The organism is Maribacter polysaccharolyticus (assembly GCF_028882255.1).
GTDB lineage: Bacteria > Bacteroidota > Bacteroidia > Flavobacteriales > Flavobacteriaceae > Maribacter_A > Maribacter_A polysaccharolyticus.
The window spans coordinates 34,243-53,123 of record NZ_JARBUY010000009.1; the positions used below are offsets into that span (position 1 = coordinate 34,243).

22 protein-coding genes are annotated in these 18,881 nt (G+C 43.0%); 3 read left to right on the top strand and 19 right to left on the bottom strand.

The features are described from left to right. Window positions 1-669 precede the first annotated feature (669 nt). The 4 genes from PHU20_RS19340 to PHU20_RS19355 form a co-directional block, all read right to left on the bottom strand. The gene (locus tag PHU20_RS19340) at window positions 670-1,728 is read right to left on the bottom strand and encodes a replication initiation protein (protein WP_274827058.1); all 1,059 of its coding nucleotides are present in this window, start codon (window positions 1,726-1,728) and stop codon (window positions 670-672) included. Between the two features lie 101 nt (window positions 1,729-1,829). Beyond that, window positions 1,830-2,348: a PH domain-containing protein gene (locus tag PHU20_RS19345; RefSeq protein ID WP_274827059.1), complete on the bottom strand. Its 519-nt coding sequence runs from the start codon at window positions 2,346-2,348 to the stop codon at window positions 1,830-1,832. 86 nt (window positions 2,349-2,434) lie between these two features. After that, entirely contained in the window at window positions 2,435-3,091 is a 657-nt protein-coding gene (locus PHU20_RS19350; RefSeq protein ID WP_274827060.1) for a hypothetical protein, read from the bottom strand. Then, window positions 3,084-3,830 (bottom strand): ParA family protein, encoded by a 747-nt coding sequence (locus PHU20_RS19355; RefSeq protein WP_274827061.1) that lies wholly within the window; start codon window positions 3,828-3,830, stop codon window positions 3,084-3,086. The genes PHU20_RS19350 and PHU20_RS19355 overlap by 8 nt, the downstream gene beginning before the upstream one ends. 157 nt (window positions 3,831-3,987) lie before the next feature. Between PHU20_RS19355 and PHU20_RS19360 the strand changes: the two genes are divergently transcribed. Both PHU20_RS19360 and PHU20_RS19365 read left to right on the top strand, forming a co-directional pair. After that, on the top strand, window positions 3,988-4,818 hold the full coding sequence (locus PHU20_RS19360; protein WP_274827062.1) for a hypothetical protein: 831 nt from the start codon (window positions 3,988-3,990) through the stop codon (window positions 4,816-4,818). After that, window positions 4,808-5,269, top strand: coding sequence for a hypothetical protein (locus tag PHU20_RS19365; protein WP_274827063.1), 462 nt, complete (start codon window positions 4,808-4,810; stop codon window positions 5,267-5,269). The genes PHU20_RS19360 and PHU20_RS19365 overlap by 11 nt, the downstream gene beginning before the upstream one ends. Here PHU20_RS19365 and PHU20_RS19370 read toward each other — a convergent pair. From PHU20_RS19370 to PHU20_RS19385, 4 genes are all read right to left on the bottom strand, one after another. Continuing rightward, complete coding sequence (locus PHU20_RS19370) at window positions 5,266-5,712, bottom strand: beta-barrel fold lipoprotein (protein ID WP_274827064.1); 447 nt, start codon at window positions 5,710-5,712, stop codon at window positions 5,266-5,268. The genes PHU20_RS19365 and PHU20_RS19370 overlap by 4 nt on opposite strands. Window positions 5,713-5,824: 112 nt before the next feature. Further along, on the bottom strand, window positions 5,825-6,337 hold the full coding sequence (locus PHU20_RS19375; protein ID WP_274827065.1) for a YdbT family protein: 513 nt from the start codon (window positions 6,335-6,337) through the stop codon (window positions 5,825-5,827). Next, window positions 6,313-6,948, bottom strand: coding sequence for a hypothetical protein (locus tag PHU20_RS19380; RefSeq protein ID WP_274827066.1), 636 nt, complete (start codon window positions 6,946-6,948; stop codon window positions 6,313-6,315). Before PHU20_RS19380 ends, PHU20_RS19375 begins: the two co-directional genes overlap by 25 nt. A gap of 49 nt (window positions 6,949-6,997) precedes the next feature. Then, window positions 6,998-7,786, bottom strand: a complete 789-nt coding sequence (locus PHU20_RS19385; protein ID WP_274827067.1) for a DUF4099 domain-containing protein — start codon at window positions 7,784-7,786, stop codon at window positions 6,998-7,000. A 181-nt stretch (window positions 7,787-7,967) separates the two neighbouring features. Between PHU20_RS19385 and PHU20_RS19390 the strand changes: the two genes are divergently transcribed. Next, on the top strand, window positions 7,968-8,414 hold the full coding sequence (locus PHU20_RS19390) for a M23 family metallopeptidase (protein WP_274827068.1): 447 nt from the start codon (window positions 7,968-7,970) through the stop codon (window positions 8,412-8,414). On the opposite strand, the gene PHU20_RS19395 is transcribed toward PHU20_RS19390, so the two are convergent. The 11 genes from PHU20_RS19395 to PHU20_RS19445 are packed head-to-tail and all read right to left on the bottom strand — an operon-like array spanning window position 8,374 to window position 18,875. Then, on the bottom strand, window positions 8,374-8,742 hold the full coding sequence (locus PHU20_RS19395) for a helix-turn-helix domain-containing protein (RefSeq protein ID WP_274827069.1): 369 nt from the start codon (window positions 8,740-8,742) through the stop codon (window positions 8,374-8,376). The genes PHU20_RS19390 and PHU20_RS19395 overlap by 41 nt on opposite strands. Continuing rightward, the gene (locus tag PHU20_RS19400) at window positions 8,729-10,723 is read right to left on the bottom strand and encodes a type IV secretory system conjugative DNA transfer family protein (protein WP_274827070.1); all 1,995 of its coding nucleotides are present in this window, start codon (window positions 10,721-10,723) and stop codon (window positions 8,729-8,731) included. Before PHU20_RS19400 ends, PHU20_RS19395 begins: the two co-directional genes overlap by 14 nt. Continuing rightward, window positions 10,723-11,181 (bottom strand): hypothetical protein, encoded by a 459-nt coding sequence (locus PHU20_RS19405; protein WP_274827071.1) that lies wholly within the window; start codon window positions 11,179-11,181, stop codon window positions 10,723-10,725. The genes PHU20_RS19400 and PHU20_RS19405 overlap by 1 nt, the downstream gene beginning before the upstream one ends. A gap of 5 nt (window positions 11,182-11,186) precedes the next feature. After that, complete coding sequence (gene traN, locus PHU20_RS19410; protein WP_274827072.1) at window positions 11,187-11,993, bottom strand: conjugative transposon protein TraN; 807 nt, start codon at window positions 11,991-11,993, stop codon at window positions 11,187-11,189. A 16-nt stretch (window positions 11,994-12,009) separates the two neighbouring features. Further along, window positions 12,010-13,131: a conjugative transposon protein TraM gene (gene traM / locus PHU20_RS19415; RefSeq protein WP_274827073.1), complete on the bottom strand. Its 1,122-nt coding sequence runs from the start codon at window positions 13,129-13,131 to the stop codon at window positions 12,010-12,012. After that, window positions 13,118-13,480 (bottom strand): hypothetical protein, encoded by a 363-nt coding sequence (locus tag PHU20_RS19420; RefSeq protein ID WP_274827074.1) that lies wholly within the window; start codon window positions 13,478-13,480, stop codon window positions 13,118-13,120. The genes traM and PHU20_RS19420 overlap by 14 nt, the downstream gene beginning before the upstream one ends. Further along, window positions 13,480-14,091, bottom strand: a complete 612-nt coding sequence (gene traK / locus PHU20_RS19425) for a conjugative transposon protein TraK (protein WP_274827075.1) — start codon at window positions 14,089-14,091, stop codon at window positions 13,480-13,482. Before traK ends, PHU20_RS19420 begins: the two co-directional genes overlap by 1 nt. Window positions 14,092-14,104: 13 nt before the next feature. Then, entirely contained in the window at window positions 14,105-15,121 is a 1,017-nt protein-coding gene (locus PHU20_RS19430; protein WP_274827076.1) for a TraJ family protein, read from the bottom strand. A 15-nt stretch (window positions 15,122-15,136) separates the two neighbouring features. After that, window positions 15,137-15,748, bottom strand: coding sequence for a hypothetical protein (locus PHU20_RS19435; protein ID WP_274827077.1), 612 nt, complete (start codon window positions 15,746-15,748; stop codon window positions 15,137-15,139). Further along, on the bottom strand, window positions 15,748-16,419 hold the full coding sequence (locus PHU20_RS19440) for a hypothetical protein (protein ID WP_274827078.1): 672 nt from the start codon (window positions 16,417-16,419) through the stop codon (window positions 15,748-15,750). Before PHU20_RS19440 ends, PHU20_RS19435 begins: the two co-directional genes overlap by 1 nt. Continuing rightward, window positions 16,419-18,875, bottom strand: a complete 2,457-nt coding sequence (locus PHU20_RS19445) for a TraG family conjugative transposon ATPase (RefSeq protein ID WP_274827079.1) — start codon at window positions 18,873-18,875, stop codon at window positions 16,419-16,421. Before PHU20_RS19445 ends, PHU20_RS19440 begins: the two co-directional genes overlap by 1 nt. Window positions 18,876-18,881: the final 6 nt, after the last annotated feature.

The following is an 18,881-nucleotide window of genomic DNA, read 5'->3' on the forward strand; positions in this document are numbered from 1 at the left end:
TAATAGAAAGGACAGGTTCTCGGCATTACGCTATAGGCTGGAAACCATGCTGTTAAATGGTTTCTCTATACCTAGAAGGGACACATGTTCGGTATGTAACGGTTCTTTGTAGCTTACCTACGGTAAAAATATGATAATATGGCAATATCATAGAAAGGACAGGTTCTCGGCATGACGTACCTTATTGGAATTGTGCGTGTTAACCGGTTTTAAGTCCATAGAAAGGACACTATCTCGGTCGGTAATAAAATCGGATTTTACCTGAACAGTAGTTAAATATTCTAAAAAACGGAGTTATCAACAGTCGATGTTTTGTATAAGAAACGGAATATCAGCAACTTCCATAGGGATAGGACACCTTCTCGGCATATGATGAAAAGGTTTTTTCCTTTTTTTTGTTTTAGGGGCCTATTTGGATGATTTTTGGTTAAAAAAATCAGCAAATAGTGAAAAAACTACCTTTTAATGTGTATTTAAATGTTTTGCTCTGATATTTATTTATAAGGGTTTTTATTTAAAAGATAATTTAAGGGGCATATAAATAATCCAGTATCCCCTACCCTACTTAGGGTTGCAGCGACCCCCTTAGGACACCGTCTCGGCAAGATAGGACGTTATGTCGGCGTTTTGGGGGCCTACTAAGGACACCTTATCGGTGAAACCGTGATTTTAGAATCCTTTGTTGCCCCTTTCGGTTTTTTCCTTTCTGATTATCTTGTTAAGGGCATCAAGGAATTCCCTCCCCTCGAATTTTTTCAATGACTTCCGGTTGTCCACTTCTAGGTTTGAGACGTAAAGGTATCCGTGATATCGTATCGTTCCATAAAGCATGACTTTTTCTTCCTCGGTAAGTTTGTACCTTGGTTTGATCTTTAATAGCCATTTATTGGTTTCCTTGTGTTCGAAGCTGTCGAGGCTATAGGTCTTGGTGTTCTTATGGTTTTGATAGAAACTTATCGTAATCTTGTCCACGGTCTTTCCCCGGATAGGCCTTTGGGGGTCCCTAGCGGTCCCGTCCGTGTACAATATCGTATAATTGAAGCTCTTGTCGCTCAACCTGTCCAATTCCTGTTTTATGGGCCTTAAAATACGGGATTCTATTTTTGAGACATTATAGGTTTTGGGAATACCGAATTCTTTCTTGAAACTGTTCATTTTCAAAGTCCTTCCCCCTTGTTTGAACCAATGGCTAATGAATTGGTAGAACTTGACGGTTTCCAGTCTGGAGCATTGGAAGGCAATATTGGATACATAGGGTGTGTAGCCGTGTACCAGGTCCGTAAGGAAGTGGAACCAGTCGGAACTTATATGGAATTGCACGTAGGAATTGTTCTTGGCATAAATGGGGTCTTCGATAAGGGCCGAGAACTTTTCCCCGGGAATGGATTTTTTGACACCTTTCTCGTATATCTCCATCACCACGTCCTGGGCGATGGATTTGTCCCTAAGGTTCTTTATGGCCTCCCGGACCTTGTCGTGGTTCTTGTGTCCGTCAACCATAAAAGCACTTACCGGGTATTGGAACTGTACCCTGTTGTCAAGTTCCAATTGTGCCCCTTGGTCGGTGAATTGGTGTTTCTTTATCATCTCCAGTATACGGAATACGATGCGCAATTCATGGATGGAATAATCGAAACTTTGTAATTGTCTTGTCAGGCTGTAGGGTTGGTTGATGTTCTTGGGTGCCGTTTTGGGGTTGTAGACCTGTAGTTGCTTTTCTTTGCTCATGACATTATTTTGTTTGGAACCATTATCCTTGTACCGATTTTTTTAACTATAAATACTATATTAACTATATAAATAAAGTATATAAATATAATATACGATTATCAATCAACTTCGTAAACCCCTTTGGTCCTACGTTCCCTTTCCACCATTTCCCTTAGTTGGTTGGGGAAACCCTTGTCATTGGATATGCCGTCCAGGGATATCCGTCTGTTGAACTTATCGGAGGTTATCAAGATAAGGTCCATAGTACCTATCAACCTTGAGCTGAAGGATCTGAACCGTTTAAGGTCCTTTATCCTGTAATATTGCACGTAATCGTTCTCAATGGAAAAAACCCCTTTGGTAATCTCCAGGTGTTCATCCTTGAACAGGTACCTGGTGTTGTACAGGTAGATGACCTTATAAGCATAGATGAGCAAAGTAAGGACGAAGCCAATCGTTGCTAAAAAGGAAAGTGCCCAATTGTCACCTAGGCCCGAAACGGGGATATAGGGAATCGCCAATTTTACTAACAACCCTATGATGGGCCAATGGACAAACTTCAACATGGCGTAATGCAGTTGTGGCCTATGTAGCCTTTCAGTGGATGTTGAATCGTTGATGTTCATTAGATTTTCCATAATGCTTATGCCTGGAGTTTGGATGCCCCTCGCTATAAAACGGGGCTTCTAAACTATAGGGATATAGTTAATAAATATTATATACATTAAATAGATTTATATCGTTCGACGATGGCGGTAAGGTCGTTCTCGACCATATCCACGAAATCGTAGAGAAAGAACTTCGTACTTAGGTTCTCGTTCATGGTGTCCCCGTCCATAAGGGCATGGCTATAGATGATGTTAATATAATCCTGATAGGTATTGGAATCGAGCTCGATTACCAATTTCTCCTTGTCCCCACCTTTGGGATACCTGTCGGAGGCCGGTCTTTTACCCCTTCGTTGTATATAACGCACGAATTCCTCTCCCGCTATATTGTAAGTACCCTCTTCACTCATTCTTTCCACATAGAAGGCCACGCACAAACGGAAGAAATCCTTTTTATGGTATTTGAAATCCGCCATTCCCCTCAATAGGTCCAAAGCCAAGTTGTTGAATCTGTTTTTCAAGTTGCGATGGACTTCCCAATTGAAGAGCTTACTGTCCTTTGCTTTGGCCTTGGTTCCTGTGGTGCTTTTCACCGCTCTTTTTGTGTCCTCTCCCTTTTCCAAAGTCCTGCTCCGATCTTTTGGTAATTCAATGACCACCTTTTCTTCATAACCCTTGTCCGCCGGATTTTTCCGTTGCCTTGCCCTTTCCACGTTCCCCAAGGGAAGTGTGAACTCCTCGTTACTAATTCCTTGTTTCGCTGATTTAGCCATAATTCTCCATTTTTTCTAATAATTCCGTTATAAGCCTATTGTAATCCTGCCCTGCCCTTGAATGTGGCCTGTGTTGGAATATCGTAAGGCCTTTTTCCACGGCCTTTTCGATTTCCACGTCCGTTCTTATGAAATTCTTGAACAACAGGTCGCCGGCACCCTTGTCCAACATTTCCCTGTATTTGGTGATGCCCTTTCGTGTAACCAGTACATTGGTAAAAAAGAAACCCAGGAACTTAAGCTCCGGATTGTGCTTTTCGATATGGTCGAAAACACTTCCCAAGAAAGAATTGGCGTTCTTGACCGGATATGCTTTTGCTTCAATGGGTATCAAAAAATAATCGCAGGCCAAAAGGGCTATTTCCGCCGGGGTCAATTCCATACTGTTGATAGTCGCCGGTGGCGTATCGATCATGATGTAATCGAAATGTTCCTTTAAGGGCTCTATGGCCTCTTTCAGGATTGCACGGTCATATCTAGAGGCGATGAAATCGGAAGACCCAGGAAGTACGTGAAAACCCATGGCTTTTTGCCTTAGTTTAAGGTTCCCCGTTCCCTTTAGAAAATCCTCGACGTTATAGGAATATTCACGAATGCCTGTACCAAAGGTAAGGTCGCATTGGGGATCCAGGTCTATCATCAGTACCTTTTTCCCGCTCTGGGCAAGTCCCGCACCAATATGGATGGTGTTGGTGGTCTTTCCCACACCACCCTTCCTGTTCACTACTGCTAATACCATAATTAAGTTTATTTATAAAGATTATATAGTACAAATATATTATAAAGATAATAAAGTATATAAAGTTATTAAAGCAAATATAGTTAATATAGTTCAAAGTAATATATAGTAATTATATATTTTTTATTACTTTGGATTGAATTTATACACTTATTATATGAAAACTATTTTCTTGTCACTTCTTTTGTTCGTGGGATTTTCCGTCTTTTCCCAAGTGGATGAGGACCCCTGGAGCGATTTTGAGGACGACCCAACCGATGAGACCGCTCCTGAAATCGAACCCGATGTCGACCAGGATACGAGGGATCGGCTTTATTATTTGGCGGCCAACGAGAACACCAGTGGTTACGAAATAACTCCCGAGGCAGTTGATTATCTACTAGAACATGGGATAAGCCCTTTTGTCATGGAACAATATTTGGCAGGGGAGGCACCCTTGGCCATTAACGACATCATAGAGGACCATCTCTATGATTACGAACGCCAGGTGGCGGACCAGGTCTTCGAGGACATCACCGATGGTGACGACACCTTTGATTTCGAATTGTTGGAGCATCTGAATCCTGAGGACATGGAGGAGGCCCAATCGGCCATGGACGAATTTATCTCTTCGGTCGAGGCACCAAACATCGACCCCATGAAAATGGACGCAACCTATATAAAGGAACGTTTTCTGGTCTTCATAGAGGCAAATAAGAAATATATTTTGAGACATGCCGAGTATATAGTGGTGTTCAACCTGATATTGGATCTTGTGAACAATGATGTCAATATAGCCGAGCTCATGAGAATCGCACAGCTTCCGGACACTTCGATTCTGGGCAATCCTTTGGAACGCACCTATGACCGACATATTACCGAACACCTGGAACATTTCAAGAATGCCATTCCAGGTGAAAGATTGGAGCAACTCAGCATTTCATTTGAGAACGGGATACTGGAGAATTTCGACCCCAAATTATCCGAAATCATATTAAATGAATACTAAACTCATTCTAAGGCCCCTTATGGGCCTCGTATTTCTTACGACCGTCAATGTATGGTCTCAACAGGATAAAGGCCCTGAAGAGGCCCTATTCGACTTATATCGCGAGAATATCGAGCAATGGAAGGGTTCTAAGGAGGTCCGCGATCTGGTAGAGCGTTATCCTGACCTGGAAAAGGTCGTTGATAAATTGGATCATGAACAACTCGATCAAAGTGACAATTATGCAGTGATGGGCTTTATGGAAATGTTGGTGGACGAAAGGCTTTTGGATGATCAGATCGATATGTTGGTCGAGGTACTGAGTCCGGAGAACGTTTCTTTTATCGAGGACCTGTACTGGAGGATTATAGAATCCCCCAGTTCTAAAAAAGTCGCCGACCTTTTAGTTGAGCACCTTTTGGACGCCAAGGAGAAGTTGGAAATAGAAATACAAGGCCTGGAACGTAATTAATAATCAGCGGGATCTAGATCAAAAGTTTCTATTTTGGGTTCGCCATCCTCTGTTTGCTGGATAATTCTCTCCCAAATGGTTTCCCCGTCCAGTTGGATCTTGATCTCCAATGTCATTTCCCCTGCAGTGACCAGTCCGATTTTCATATCTCCAACCCGAACACTTCCGGAAAGTTGGGTGGCCTTATCGGTAGATTTCAAGCTGCAGCTTTCAAAGTCATTCAATAGATAATTGACGAGCAGGTCCTGGGTCTGGCCCGAACAATCGATAAAATCACTGTCCGTCATGTTACCTGCGATTATACATCGATAGGATTGGTAGTCACCGGTCTGTGTAATATTGATGGTGAAGAGCCCACTATCGATTTCCTGGGATGGGGAATCGTTATCGGAACAGGCGTTTAAGCTGATGATGGCGGCTAGGCCTAGAATAAGTTTCTTCATGATTGTAATGTATAATAATATAGTTAATAAAGTATATAAATATAATATAGTAAATCTTGTTTTCGATGTATGAACAATTTACGTATCCAATGGGGTCTAAGGTTTTTTGTGTTCAATCTATTTCATAAACACCTTTTCGCTGTCGGTTCTTCTCGACCAGTTCCCGCAACACTTCATGTATATTGGAGTAGGGGATGGCGAACATCAATAAAACCGGATGGGACTTGTCAGAGGTGATAAGGGAAAGGTTCTGTGCTATAAGCAACCTGATCAAAAAAGGTCGTTTTATCATAAGGTCCTTTACCCTATACAATTCGACAAAATCTGAATTCACGCTGAAAACACCCCTGACATATTCTATTTGCTCATGGGTGATGTTGAATCGATGTGATAGGATATACAGTACCTTATAAATATAATAGACGAATGCTAAAACCCCGATGCCAAGGGCGTAGGGGTAGAGTTCTGTTAAGTCGTAGGTTGACCAAAGGAGGTCCGTTTTCTGAAGGTGGTCCGCCCCGATGAAAAGTATGATCAGAATGCACCATGTGAACATCAGTGGCATTATGGGTTTTAAGATCGCGTAAAACTTAACGGGGCTCAAGGTGATGGTTTTCTGTCGCATAATATTTTTTTAAATGATTTTTGTTTCAATGTGGGTTTCTGCGTTGTTGGGCCCTTCCCATATCTTCCCCCGAAAAAATCCCGTACCAGGCCTCTAAGGGAAAAATGTTCGTAGTACTTCGATTTTCCCCTATCGTTTACCACCTTGATGCCCTGAAGTCCATAAGATATCTTGACTTTTTTATCTCTATTGGTGTACAGAAGGTAATATTGAGCATCCTGTAGGGCAGCTAATTGTCCGTTCCCGAAACAACAGATCGGTCTGGCCGAAGGATAATAGGCGCGTACCATTTCCACATGGCAAGAGGTAAAGGTCTTGGGCAGGACTACGATAGAGGTGAAACAGTCAATTGGGCCGTTTAACTCTATATAGGCCAAGGCCTCAAGCGGTTCGTTGAAAACAATGACCTTTGAAACGATATGGAGGAGTCTATCGGATGTCCACATGATTCCCGCTATATTGACGTCATAATGGACTAACCGCTCGAATTCCGAGTTCATTTTAAGTTTATGCCCGATCTTTCCGGATATCGGATCCACAAATGAAAAAAGGATGTTGATTATCCCTCTCTCGTCGGATTCAAGTTCTATGAACCTAACAAAGTAATCCAAGGATCTTTCGGTTAAGCCGATTGACCTTAAAAAAGGGTGTTGGGGTATATCAATATTGCATTGCATTGTTCGTGCTTGATTGGATCGCCATATCCTTTTGTGCCCCCTGTTTCATAATAGAGGAAAGGTTTTCCTTTGAAATGTCGATGGTCTTACCGGGTTCGTTCTTTTCGGCAATGGACACCATACCGTCGTCTTTTATGTTCTTGATCACATAATCACCGCTCTTTTGTGAAATACTGAAGGTCATGCCAACGTGTAGTGGCGTTTTCCTTTCTGATCTTTCCTGCTCCCGTAAATTATTTTGGCCCATCGAAGGGGATAGATATCCCTTGGATTGGCTAAGATCTATAAGTATGTCATTACCAACGACCCGGATGGCTTCGGACTTTCTGACCTTGTTCAGTTCTTCCTTTGTCAAGGGGAAATTGAGGTCCTTCACCGAGACCTTCAACAGTTCGTTGGTCTGTTTGTCCCTTTGAAGGATATGTTTGGAAAGTTCTCCTTTATTGTCGACCATTTCCTTGACCACAGTACCGCCCCTAACAAGTTTGTTATATTCATTGGTTGTAAGGTGGTCCACCCTTTGAAGTTCTTTTCTTATCGGGTGTATCTGTAGAGCATAGGTGTTGTCCTTCCTCAAAATGTTCGATAGTGAGAGTTTGACCATTTGGCTTTTGGTGCTTCCGTCGGGCAATGTCATATGCACCGGTAACAGGCTACTTCTTTTTCCAGACAATAGGGTAACGAGTAATTCCCTGTTCTGCAGTAGTTCCTTTTCTTTGAAACCTAAGCTTTGTAACTCTTTTGTCGGTAATTGATTTAAGGCTTTTATCACTTTATTATATATTTAGGTGCTTATTTATTTACTAAATATAGTATTTTTATATATTATGATAAAGTTTTATGTGATAATTTTATTGTCAACCTCTCTTTGCAGTGCCCAGTTCAATACGGTGAAACCAAGCAGGTCAATGGTCCTGGTACCAAATCTCTCGGTTGGGGAGAATCGGGCAAGCATGGAAGATCAAATAGGGGAGGGGGATGTTTTTGACCCCTATTTTGCTTTGCCCTTGGATACTATAAGAGTCAATAGTGGTTATGGGTTCAGGGTGCATCCGATTTCCGGTGTCCATAAGAAGCACCAAGGGATAGACCTATATTCCAACGGTTCCATGGTCTATTCCGTGATCGATGGGGTAGTGGGCCGATTGGGTTACGAAAAAGGTTATGGCCTTCATATAAAGGTCGAGGGTCTAGGTTTTTCTTTCCTTTACGCCCATCTTTCCCAGGTATATGTGTCTGAAGGGGATGTCCTAGAAGCTGGTCAGTTGATTGCCAAAACCGGTAGTACCGGCTCCTCGACCGGTGACCATCTTCATTTTGAGGTTCTTTTCGACAATGAGCACCTGGATCCGGTAAGGTTCATAAGGAATCTTCTTCGGATGAACGTATTGAATCCGTGATACGGTCGATTTTTTCGGACAGATCATTTTTCAGATCGATCAATTGTCTTGTGGTAATGGCATTGTGGAGGCTCATCCTATCCTTTTCGTCCTTGATCTGTACCACGGTAAAATTGTCCGTTAAGAGATTGTCCAAATGGAAATGCTCGGAAAAATAATTGACCAGGCTTATAAAGGTATCGACCGAGAATTGGGCCTTTGTTTCCATAAGGGATATGGTATTCTGGTTGGTCGCCCCGATTATCTTTGCCAGTTCCGCTTGGCTAATACCCAAGGTTTTTCTGAAATGAAGCATTCTTTGAGCTATCTTCTCCCTATCTATCGGCATGTGTCGTTGTTGTATATTGCTGTACAATATAATCAACTTCGTGCCTAATATTCAACATATTCTTCATTAAAATTGAATTTTTAGTGCTTTCATTCTCGAAATCGTAATATTTCGGAAGTTCACGGTAGGAACTTTCCTCTTTTGCGACCTCTTTGGGATCGATGAGGATTTTGCATCTATAGGTGTTCGGATTCTCGTTGGTCTTCGATGCGGTGTTGAAACCGAAGGCCAGTTTAGCTACGACTTCTCCGGTCCTCAGGTCGGCGATTTTACTGGAAGGAATTAAGTTGTCCATTTGTTCCCTGATACTGGTCGTGGTTTCCTTTCTTGAAATACTGATGCCTTTTGCCAATTGCCGGCTTTTCCCGAATAGTCGCTCCAACCACATCAGTGTGTCCTTGTTCTTTACCCCTCCGGATACGACGTTTCCCACCACACTGGTTATTGTATCGGCTATCTGCTTGCCGTAGCCCTCGACCAATTGGGGCAATTCCTGGAAGCCCAACATAACGGCCACTTTATTGCTCCTGGCCGTTGCTATGAGGTTCTGAATCTTATAGAAGAATATGGTGGGCAGCTCGTCAATTATCACCGCACAGGGAAGGTTCCCCTTTGTGTTGATCTGCTTTGTCAAGGTATTCAACAATAAGGAGTTGATCGTTGAATTGGTTGCTTCCGTTTTAGGGGAGTTCGCTATTACGAAAACACTTGGAGTACCGTGGTTGGATATTTGGAGGTCCACATCATTGGAAGAGAAAACCCATGCGGCCTCCTTGGTGTTGAGCTTGCCCAGATGTATCCTTAACGTTCCCAATTGACCTTCAAGCTGTTGATAGGTCTTGGTCTTATGTGCGGAGATGAATGGTGCCAATAAGGATTCCAGTTCCGGTTCGCTCATAAGGACATCGAATATTTCATCGTATTCCTTGTTCAAAAAGGACAGCACATGGGGCAGGGTAGAATATTTTCCTTCCTCGTGCTTTGAAAAAAAGAAAAGAGTGGCGGAAAGGAAGTTGATCGCCGATTGTGAAAAGAACTGTTGGGCACCGCCCTCTGATGCCTCGGAACGTTTCTGCAGCGAATTCACCAGGGCCCCTGCGGTCTCGATCGCGGCGGCCAGGGAATCGATGTACTTTGGCATTAAGGGATTTACCCTCCTACTGTATTCCACCTTGTCAAGGTTGACAACATGGAAGGACAGGTTCTTTATGCCGTTGTTTTTTTTCTTGTTCTTCAGATAATGGTAATAAGAGATCTCGGTGAGATCCGGATATTTATAATCATAGACAAGGGCGGTGAAGTTCTTGGCCAGCGTTTGACGGATAAAGGGCATTATAATCGAATAGGACTTTCCGCTTTCGGGTGTTCCGATAACTATGGTTCCCCTGAAGGGGTTGGTAAGGTTGAACCACCCTTTCCTGTGTTTTCCCTTGAAATAATATTCCATCGGTAGGTTCATCGAATACTGGTTGGACATCAGTACCTTGTTCTGCTTGAAGGACTCGTTCTCGTCATTGAATTTGTCCCCTCCGAGCTTGAAGTTGATGATTTTGCTCAGGTTGTCGAATCCCACATGTAGCACGATTATCCCCAGTAATGATCCTATCATATAGGCGATCCCCCATACATTGAAGGGTTCGGCACCTTGGGAAGGATCCCAAATATAGGCGAAAGTGGCACCTAAGGTTATTGCAAGGCCCAATAGGACCGGAACGACAATGTACCGTCCTGTTTTGATATCCACCTTTTTTCTTGGTTTCGTCCCTATCGTGGTTATCACCAATAGCCCAAGTGTAAAGAGTTTGGAATAAGCGATATGGTTGTAGATGGAAAGGTTGCCCATTTTATGGAAGACCATGTTCAAAGGGCCGAACAAGGGATGGTTGAAGAGTTGGAACATAATGATTTCCAAAAGGATGCTGAAGTATACAGCACCCTGCAGAAGTGCGAACAACTTATATAACCCTTTGTTGTCTTCCATTATATAGGGAATTTGATTGCGGCCAATAGGCCGTGTCGGAAGGGTTTGTCAGCTCCGAAAACCAATTTGGTGTCCTGTTGTACCGACAGTATGATGTTCCCCTTCAGGACGAAGGACAGTTCGATTCCCGCCCCTGCGGCCATGGCGAATTCCTGTTGTTGGCTTCCTGCCAGTACCCCGAACCTAAGGTTGGAGAGTACGTCCTTCTTCCTGAAGAGCAAAGGTTCGAAGTACAGCCCTGCCAGATAGGCCTCCTGGGAATCTTCGCTTTTGTCCAAGGTGGCTTCGAAGACCATTTCCCATCCCTCGTAATATCTATTGTTGTATTCGACACCCAAGCGTACCATGGTGGATTCCCCCAGTGTAAGTCCTGCAGATGGTATCAAATAGGTGTATCCTGATTGGGCCATTGAGAAAAGTGGCCATAGGGCGATTATGGTTAATAAGGTTTTTTTCATGTCTGTTAGCTTTTGAAGGAGTTCGCATTAAGAAGGTCCGAATAGGCTATGTCCAAACGGATTTCCCTACCCGAGATCTGGTCCTCGGCAACATTGATCGTAAAATATTTATTGTCCGGGAAGGTGAATTTTTTGAAAACAACGATGTTCCTATGCTCACCAAGGAACATTTCTTCCTTTTGATGTGTATACTCAGGCCGCACTTCAACATCCTGGTTGCTCCTTTTCCTTCTAACCTTCTTGTCGCTGATCTTATAACGTATCTCATCGATGCTATATGGGATGTTCGTGTTATTGGATAGTGCGTAATCCACGAAAATGTAGTCCTTGATAACCCATATATTGTTCAATTTGAGTTTTTGCCTGTTCTTTTTGCTGACAACTGCGTTTATCGAAGGGCCCCGTTCCATCATCTGCTGGGCAAGATCTTTGATGGCAACTGAATTAAGGGTTTCGTCAAGATTGTTGAAGGTGGTGTTGGCCTCTATGGAAATTCGTATCGTTTTATCCGCCTTTTGGCTGTCGTCCACGTAGATCAATCGATATTGTCGATATTCGGTCTCGGTAATAATTGTCACTACCCCTAGATCCATATTGGTACGTTGTTTCGGTTTTATCCTTAGGACGTTCTTAAGCGGGAAATCCCCCACCACATGGTTTGTGGAAATGTCCATATATTCCAGTTCATAGTCACTTATGAAATGGGTGGATATGTTCTCGTTTACACGTACTACGGGTATGTCCCCTTGTGCGAGTCCCCTATGCATAAAGGAGATGATTAAAAAGGCGATTAAAAATGCTGATTTTTTCATTTGATTAGTGATTATGTTATTCGTTGATTAAATATACCTGTGTGTTGTACTTGAGAAAGGCCTTGTTCTTTTTAAGCGCTTTTGCCATGGCCTTGGTTGCACTGTTGATGGATCTGGAGACCGACCTGTATAATTGTTGACTTGTTGTTCCCGAACCTTGACCTATGTTGTTTCCCATGGTACTTGAACTTTGGGTCGCCCCGACACCAAGGTCCGAAACGAAGTCCCTAAATTGGCTATCGGGAACATATATCCCCCTAATGCCATCATTGTCGTAAAGGGATATTTTTACGGGTACTATGGAGTCGGCCACCATGATGGAGTTTATCTTGACTTCGACCCTTTGTGATTTGAATCCACTTACCTGTCCATAGAGGTGTTTTCCTTTTTTAAGTAGATAATCCTCGATGAAGGTGTCCTGTAATAATCGGATCCTTACCCTGGATCCGTCGTAAACCTTTATTCCCTCGTCCAATAGCGCCGTTATATGGGTTTCGTTCATGTTCTTTTTTACGGTGTTGAAGTAATCCGCATCACTATTGGGGTTCAAGGATATCTTTTGAATTTTGGGAACTTCCTTCTGGATAGAATCGGCGTGGTTTGCGGTTCTGTACTTTTCAGGGTTCTGTATGGAATCTATTATCCTCATTTGTTCTATAAAAGCCTCCTTCTCCGATTTCTCCTTGTTGCCTTGTTTTGAGGTTTCCCTCGGGTATGGGGAGCTTCTTGAGGTCTGCTGCGCTTTGGTTTTTGTTTTAGAGGTCCTTGGTTGTCTTGACCGGTATGAGGTCTTGCGCTCGGCGATGACCTTTTGAAGGGAGTCTATCTTTCTTTGTTCTTCAGGGGAAATGACCTCGTTCTTTGTCTTTTTTTCAAGCTCCTCACCGATGACCATTGTTCTTGAGTACTTCCTTTTTTCCAATAGTTCGTCCCTGAAGGCCTCCAATTTGTTCTTGGGTTCCTTCTTTTCGAGCATGGGGTTAGGTATTTCGGAGTTGATGCCGGCGGTGGTTTGGAGGTCATCGTTGGCCATTTCATCCGGTGAGATCATGCGGTAAACGAAAAAGAAAAGGATCAGAAAGGGCAATACTATCATTGGTAGTATGTACTTGGGCTGTTTTATATCAATTTTTGCCATGGTATTCTATTTTTTTGATTTTGTCTTCTAATTGTTTCAGTTTTATGGTGTCCAGGTTTTCTGCCTTGAGAAGTTTTTCAAGTTCTTTTTCCGCATCCATTAATTCCATCAGGTTGGATAGGTCGTTACCGAAACCATGGACGGTGTCTTTCTTGAAGTTTCCCAGGGCCTTTTGAAAATGTGCATTGTCCTGGGTCCTAACTATTTCCGGATCACTTAAGTAACCATCATGGATATGGAATAAGGCCCCAAGTCCTAAAAGTAACATCATCACCAGGAAGGTGTGTTTCGGGTTCTTCCTTATTCGACCTATCAAAGGGTTTTCGTCGGTTTTATTTTCCTTTTCCATTAGAAGTTGCTTTTTGATTTGTTCTCTATGTCTTTGTTCTCGACCGTTCGCCAATCGGTTATCAGTACGCCGTGCGGATTGTTCTCGGAACGGAGGATTTCCTTAAGGTTGCCGTTGGTATGGAGGGTGCGATAGATCAAGCTGGATTTCCTGTCTATGCGCTGTTTTCCGTAATAATTGAAATTTAAGGTTACTGGGTCTACAAGAACGCTGTCCGTTATGATGGACAGGACTGCAGATGAACTCAAAATTTGGTTGTAAAAACCCCTTTCCCTTAAGTTGTTGTATTCCTTGAGTCCGGAATCATCAATAAGGTACATGGACTGTTCGATGTTTTTTTTGATGAAATCGTTATCGGGCGGTACGGTAAAGAACAAATGGTGGAAAAGGTTGATATGGCTTTTGTATTCGACCATTCGGTTTTCCTGTACCTGTGTCCTTTTTATCAGTATGGGGACCCCGTTATCGAGCACATAGATCTTTTGTCTCTCTTCCTGTGAGTTTACATAGCTTATGTATATGGCCCCAAGTGCTATGATGATCGCCGCCACGAAGCTGAGAATGCTCGTTAGCATTGTTATCTTTATTTTGTTCTCAATGTTTTTTATCATGGTGGTGTTTGTTTTATATTACTGTTTTGATTGCTGTAGTTCCTGCTTTTTTAGCGCTGTTCATTGCTTTTCCGCCCAATGCTGCAGAAGATCCCATTGAAATGATCCAATTGCTCACTATGGGAATGGAGAGCATTCCGAAAGCTCCTACTATCATTGCAACGATTAGACTTGACTCTGAATAATTGGGCATGGTGACATAAGAGACGAATGCTGCATTTGGACCGTTTATAACTGTTTCGATTATATTGGCTTCCCTGATTAAGGCATTGTTCACGAATAGCATAGCCGTGTTTATTGCCAAATGGCCCAATAGTCCGTAAAGTAGAACGCTTACGAAACGTGATATCCATTTAAGGTAGGCGTCCTTGAAACCCGGGACTATGCTCACGGCAAAGGCGAACGGGCCAAGGGCCACTAAGAACCCCCCTATTAAGGCCTTTAGATAGAATATGAAATACATGCAGGCCTTGAAAAGAGCAAGGACTATCCATTCAAGCACGGAGAACATCAGATATTTGAGTTTGGCCTGTATCATTACCCGAAGGGATGCCATTCTCATTTCAAGCTCTTCCAATCCCCCTATTACCATATCCCACCAATCATTGTCCTCTGAATTCTCCATATCGGTTTCAAGGACATCTGCGTCTTGGTTTATCCTATTGATCAACCTTATATAGGCAAGCTCCCGTTGTTGGAAAAGTTCATTGGTCTGGTTGATCGTCCTGGTGGAGATGTCTTCCCCTGTCTTTTCAATGGCCTTTAAGGGCACTTCCAAGAGGTTGACGAAAGGCCCCCAGAAGAGTATGACCAATAGTAATGCGAAAGGTCGCGCCAAGGGCAATATGTCCACATCGGTATCACCGACCATGATCCCGTATCCCTTAACGGAAAAGTACATGACCATCAATAGGGCCACAAGGGAACGGGCATGGACCAGGAAATTACCCGCCATGGCCTTCATCGTATTGTAAAGGGTGTTTATATCGTTGAATATTGCACCGTCCAATAATTTTAGTAGTTCATCCATTGTTCATTTTGTTTATTATGGTTCCGTAATTTCGAATTCACTTACAGGGAGCCGTTTTAAGGTGTTTAGGACTTTGATGAAATCATCCAGATCCTTTAGGTAGGTGTTTATGGCCTCTGATTTTTCGGCATCCCCGATATAGGAATCCTCCACTATCTGTATTTTCTCGCGCTGCATGAAAAACAGGTTTTCTATTTTTAGGATGTCAGCTGTTCCCCAACCTTCCTCCATGAGTTCGGTGATAATGGTATCTATATAGCCATACCTCTCCAGTACCCTTTCCTCGTCGAACATTATCCATCGTTTTTGGAGGACCCTGTCCACGGCCACGTTTACCTTCTGTCTGAAAAGGGTGTCAATACTTTTTTTTTGGTTGTCCGCATAGTCCCTTGTAATGGCCGTCGTTGCCATGATGGGGGCGAGTTGAAGTACGTTCCTTCTGTCCTCGTCGTCGTATTTCCTATATACGATCTTGAACCACCACCAAGGACGGAACCGGTTCCATCTCTGATAGACCACCCTCTCGAAAGCATATTGGGAGTTTTTTCGCTGTGCCTGTACTTCCTCGATCGGAATTATGGCAAGGAGGAAGAATAATGTCAGAATAGATTTTTTAAAGTTTCCCATCAGTTGTTTATAAAAGTTTCTATGGCTTCCTTTCTTAATTGGTCTATTCCTTCCCAGTCCACATCAATCTCGATGGAAAGGATGTCGGCAACTTCATCGAATACTTCAATACCTTCGGCCATTTCAAGCCTTTTCATCAATGAATAGGTCAAACTCCTAAGATGCGTCATGCGTTCAAGGATATGGTGTAAAAGATCCATACGTTCCTTGTTGTTCATTAAGTTGGCATCGCCACCCAACACGGCAAACGAAATCTCAAGAAGGAGATTGGCACTTTGTTCGACCAGATAGGCCTCTGCCCTCAAGGCTATGATAAGGAGCTCTGGGTCGTCGGCAACGATTTCGGCGGTCCTGGTCTGGTATTCCGCGATCTGCTCCCCCGCAATTGTTATCTCACGTATGGTCTGGGCATCGTTGATGAATGCCTGAACGGTGGCCATGCTCTGATAGAGTTTCTTCTCCAGTTCCTTGATGGCGTATGTCTCTTCGGCTATTACCGTTTGTAAAGCCGAAATCTCGGCTTCATGGTTCCTTATTTTTTTAAGGTTCTCGTTCTCGACGTAGTGGCCGAGACTAACGGCTGCGACTATGGCCGCATCACCAGCGCTCTGGGCCCGGGTAAAATATCCCAAGAGCAAACATAGAATGGATAATAGTTTGAGTTTTTTCATTAGATAGCTTCTTTTATAGGGTTAATGGGTTGTCCTTGGGATGATTCCATCAGGACTTTTTTCACGAAATCAGGCAAGGTCAGCCCGGAGGTCTCCATGTCCTTGACGAAATAAGTAAGCCCGTCGACGAAATTGCCATAGGCGTGTACATAAAGGTCCCTTGCGTCTTTTTCCTTCCGTTCGGTGGTGTAAGTCAGGTATTCCTCCAAGGATACCTCGATACCATAAACCTCCCCGGTTGACCCTCTTTTGATATAGACTTCCTTGAACTTTCCCCTACCGGAACGGTTGTCCAGGTTGTTTATCGTGAAGATCTTTCTTTGTTCCGTTTCGCTCAGGGATAAAAGGTTGGATACTTCATCAAAATTATCCTTGAACTTACTTTGGTCAAGTAGTATCAAGGTATCCGAGTTGTTGATAATGGAGTTCTTGACGATTGAATTACCTATGATATCCTCAAGGTCCTGGGTAACAACAACGGCCTCCCCCCAAAATTTCCTAACGGTTTTGTACACATAGAGGATATACCCTGCCATCATCGGTGACGAAATGGCCTTCCAGGCCTCTTCTATGATCAATGCCTTGCGTTTTTTCTTATGGCGCATTTTTTGGATGAACACATCCATGATTATGATCGTGGTGATAGGGAAAAGGATCTCGTTGTCCTTGATGTTGTCTATTTCGAACACGATGAAGCTCTCATCGAACAATGAATGGTCCATTGGACTGTTCAAGGTGTGCTCGTATTCACCACCTTTATAGAATTTCTTGAGGATATATGCATAACCGTTGACGTCGATATCGATTTTTTCACTTGTACTGATCTCGTTTAACTTCCTTATGGAGTATTCATAAAATGTGTTGAATGAGAAATGGAACTCCCCTTTGGATTTAAAGCCTTCGTGGTAGTAAGCGGAAATGACCTCTATAAGTGCACTGGATTCGACTTGGGAGATCGAGCCATTGGTGCCTTTCCATAATACGGCTATCAAGGATTTCAGGAAATCCCTCTTTTCCTCGTTGTATTCCTTTTTGTCAAAAAGGAAAGGGTTCATCGTAATGGGCTGTTCATCGGTATAAGTGATATAGGTGCCCCCGTAATATTCGCAAAGTCCTGAATAGGAATGCCCCGTATCGATAAGGACGATATCGGTTTCCTGTTGGAAGTACTGTTTGATTAGGTTGTTCATACAAAAGGATTTCCCGCTTCCCGATGGTCCAAGGACGAACTTGTTCCGGTTGTTTATCCTTCCGGTTTCCATGGGCAGTTCTGATGTGTCTATGGCTATGGGTATTCCGGCCCTGTCCGTCATGTAGATATTGAAATCCGACTTTTCGTTCTTTTGGTTGGTTTCCTTATAGAAAAGCGAAAGGGCAGGGGATGATGTGGTAAAGAATTTGTCATAATGCTTCAGGCTCAAAGAATGGCCGGGAAACATGGATTTATAGAGTTCCAGCTGATTATAGCAGTTGCCGCTCGGAATGATCCCCACCTTGAAGAGCTCTGCCTCAATATGGTTTATGGATTTATGTATCTGGTCCCTGTCCCCATATAAATGCAGGTTGAAATGGGAATATACAAGAAGTTCGTTTTCCCGGGCTATCAAGGCCAATACGTCATCGATATCGCGTACTGCCAGGTCATTGGCAGGATCGGGCATCGAAGTATGTTTCTTTTTTTTTGCCTCAAGTTTGATGATCTCCTTTTTCTGGTAGGGAATCTGTATGTACTGGTGGTATATCAAATGGTCGAATCCGGGTGTCTCGTAAATGAAGCTGAATAGGTCCTGTGGGTATTCAAACCCTATATTTACGGTGGTAAAAGGGGTAATGTTCACCGGCATATGGACTTCGTCTATATTGATAAGGCTCAAGGATTTTGCGAACTTGTTCCCCACCGATAACCCTTCAGGTTCGCTTTTGAAGTTTTTAAGGCTGAAATGGTCCTTATCGAATTCGAAACCAAGGAACCTGGATATTAAGGATTGTATTTCATCCTCTTTTAGGATCTGGGGGGTGAATCCATTACCTTGGAGTATTTCTTTTACCTTGTCTATTTTTTTAAGGAAAGTGTCGAATTCCCTCTGGTTGAACTGGTAAAAAGTTGTCTTGGTAACGTTCTTTGTGATGCAGAAGTATGTTTCGGTATCACGGAACGGTCTACCTTTGAAATGTTCGAAATAACATTTTGAAAGAAAGTCCTTTCCCTCAGTGTTCTTTATGAAAAGCTTTTTTGTGATGATATCCAATTTTTGGATACTGTAACCTTCGCCCAATATCTTGACGATATTGCTCATAACGTTATGATAATCGTAATACAGATCCTTTTTCGAGGAAAACTGTATGATTGGGTTGGTGATCTTTAAAAGAGTGGAATAATCCCCTAATTGATGATAGATAATAGGGTGTTTGGCCTCTTCGGATATACCCATGTAATCCAGTTTGAATGTTTTCATATGTAG

Bases quoted from the DNA above. Each gene is read 5' to 3' on its own strand.
- PHU20_RS19405 (WP_274827071.1), bottom strand. From the start codon at position 11,181: ATGAAAAAAACCTTATTAACCATAATCGCCCTATGGCCACTTTTCTCA.
- PHU20_RS19350 (WP_274827060.1), bottom strand. From the start codon at position 3,091: ATGGCTAAATCAGCGAAACAAGGAATTAGTAACGAGGAGTTCACACTT.
- PHU20_RS19445 (WP_274827079.1), bottom strand. From the start codon at position 18,875: ATGAAAACATTCAAACTGGATTACATGGGTATATCCGAAGAGGCCAAA.
- PHU20_RS19370 (WP_274827064.1), bottom strand. From the start codon at position 5,712: ATGAAGAAACTTATTCTAGGCCTAGCCGCCATCATCAGCTTAAACGCC.
- traK (WP_274827075.1), bottom strand. From the start codon at position 14,091: ATGATAAAAAACATTGAGAACAAAATAAAGATAACAATGCTAACGAGC.
- PHU20_RS19360 (WP_274827062.1), top strand. From the start codon at position 3,988: ATGAAAACTATTTTCTTGTCACTTCTTTTGTTCGTGGGATTTTCCGTC.
- traN (WP_274827072.1), bottom strand. From the start codon at position 11,993: ATGAAAAAATCAGCATTTTTAATCGCCTTTTTAATCATCTCCTTTATG.
- PHU20_RS19420 (WP_274827074.1), bottom strand. From the start codon at position 13,480: ATGGAAAAGGAAAATAAAACCGACGAAAACCCTTTGATAGGTCGAATA.
- traM (WP_274827073.1), bottom strand. From the start codon at position 13,131: ATGGCAAAAATTGATATAAAACAGCCCAAGTACATACTACCAATGATA.
- PHU20_RS19440 (WP_274827078.1), bottom strand. From the start codon at position 16,419: ATGAAAAAACTCAAACTATTATCCATTCTATGTTTGCTCTTGGGATAT.
- PHU20_RS19430 (WP_274827076.1), bottom strand. From the start codon at position 15,121: ATGGATGAACTACTAAAATTATTGGACGGTGCAATATTCAACGATATA.
- PHU20_RS19345 (WP_274827059.1), bottom strand. From the start codon at position 2,348: ATGGAAAATCTAATGAACATCAACGATTCAACATCCACTGAAAGGCTA.
- PHU20_RS19340 (WP_274827058.1), bottom strand. From the start codon at position 1,728: ATGAGCAAAGAAAAGCAACTACAGGTCTACAACCCCAAAACGGCACCC.
- PHU20_RS19400 (WP_274827070.1), bottom strand. From the start codon at position 10,723: ATGGAAGACAACAAAGGGTTATATAAGTTGTTCGCACTTCTGCAGGGT.
- PHU20_RS19365 (WP_274827063.1), top strand. From the start codon at position 4,808: ATGAATACTAAACTCATTCTAAGGCCCCTTATGGGCCTCGTATTTCTT.
- PHU20_RS19355 (WP_274827061.1), bottom strand. From the start codon at position 3,830: ATGGTATTAGCAGTAGTGAACAGGAAGGGTGGTGTGGGAAAGACCACC.
- PHU20_RS19390 (WP_274827068.1), top strand. From the start codon at position 7,968: ATGGAAGATCAAATAGGGGAGGGGGATGTTTTTGACCCCTATTTTGCT.
- PHU20_RS19435 (WP_274827077.1), bottom strand. From the start codon at position 15,748: ATGGGAAACTTTAAAAAATCTATTCTGACATTATTCTTCCTCCTTGCC.
- PHU20_RS19395 (WP_274827069.1), bottom strand. From the start codon at position 8,742: ATGCCGATAGATAGGGAGAAGATAGCTCAAAGAATGCTTCATTTCAGA.
- PHU20_RS19375 (WP_274827065.1), bottom strand. From the start codon at position 6,337: ATGCGACAGAAAACCATCACCTTGAGCCCCGTTAAGTTTTACGCGATC.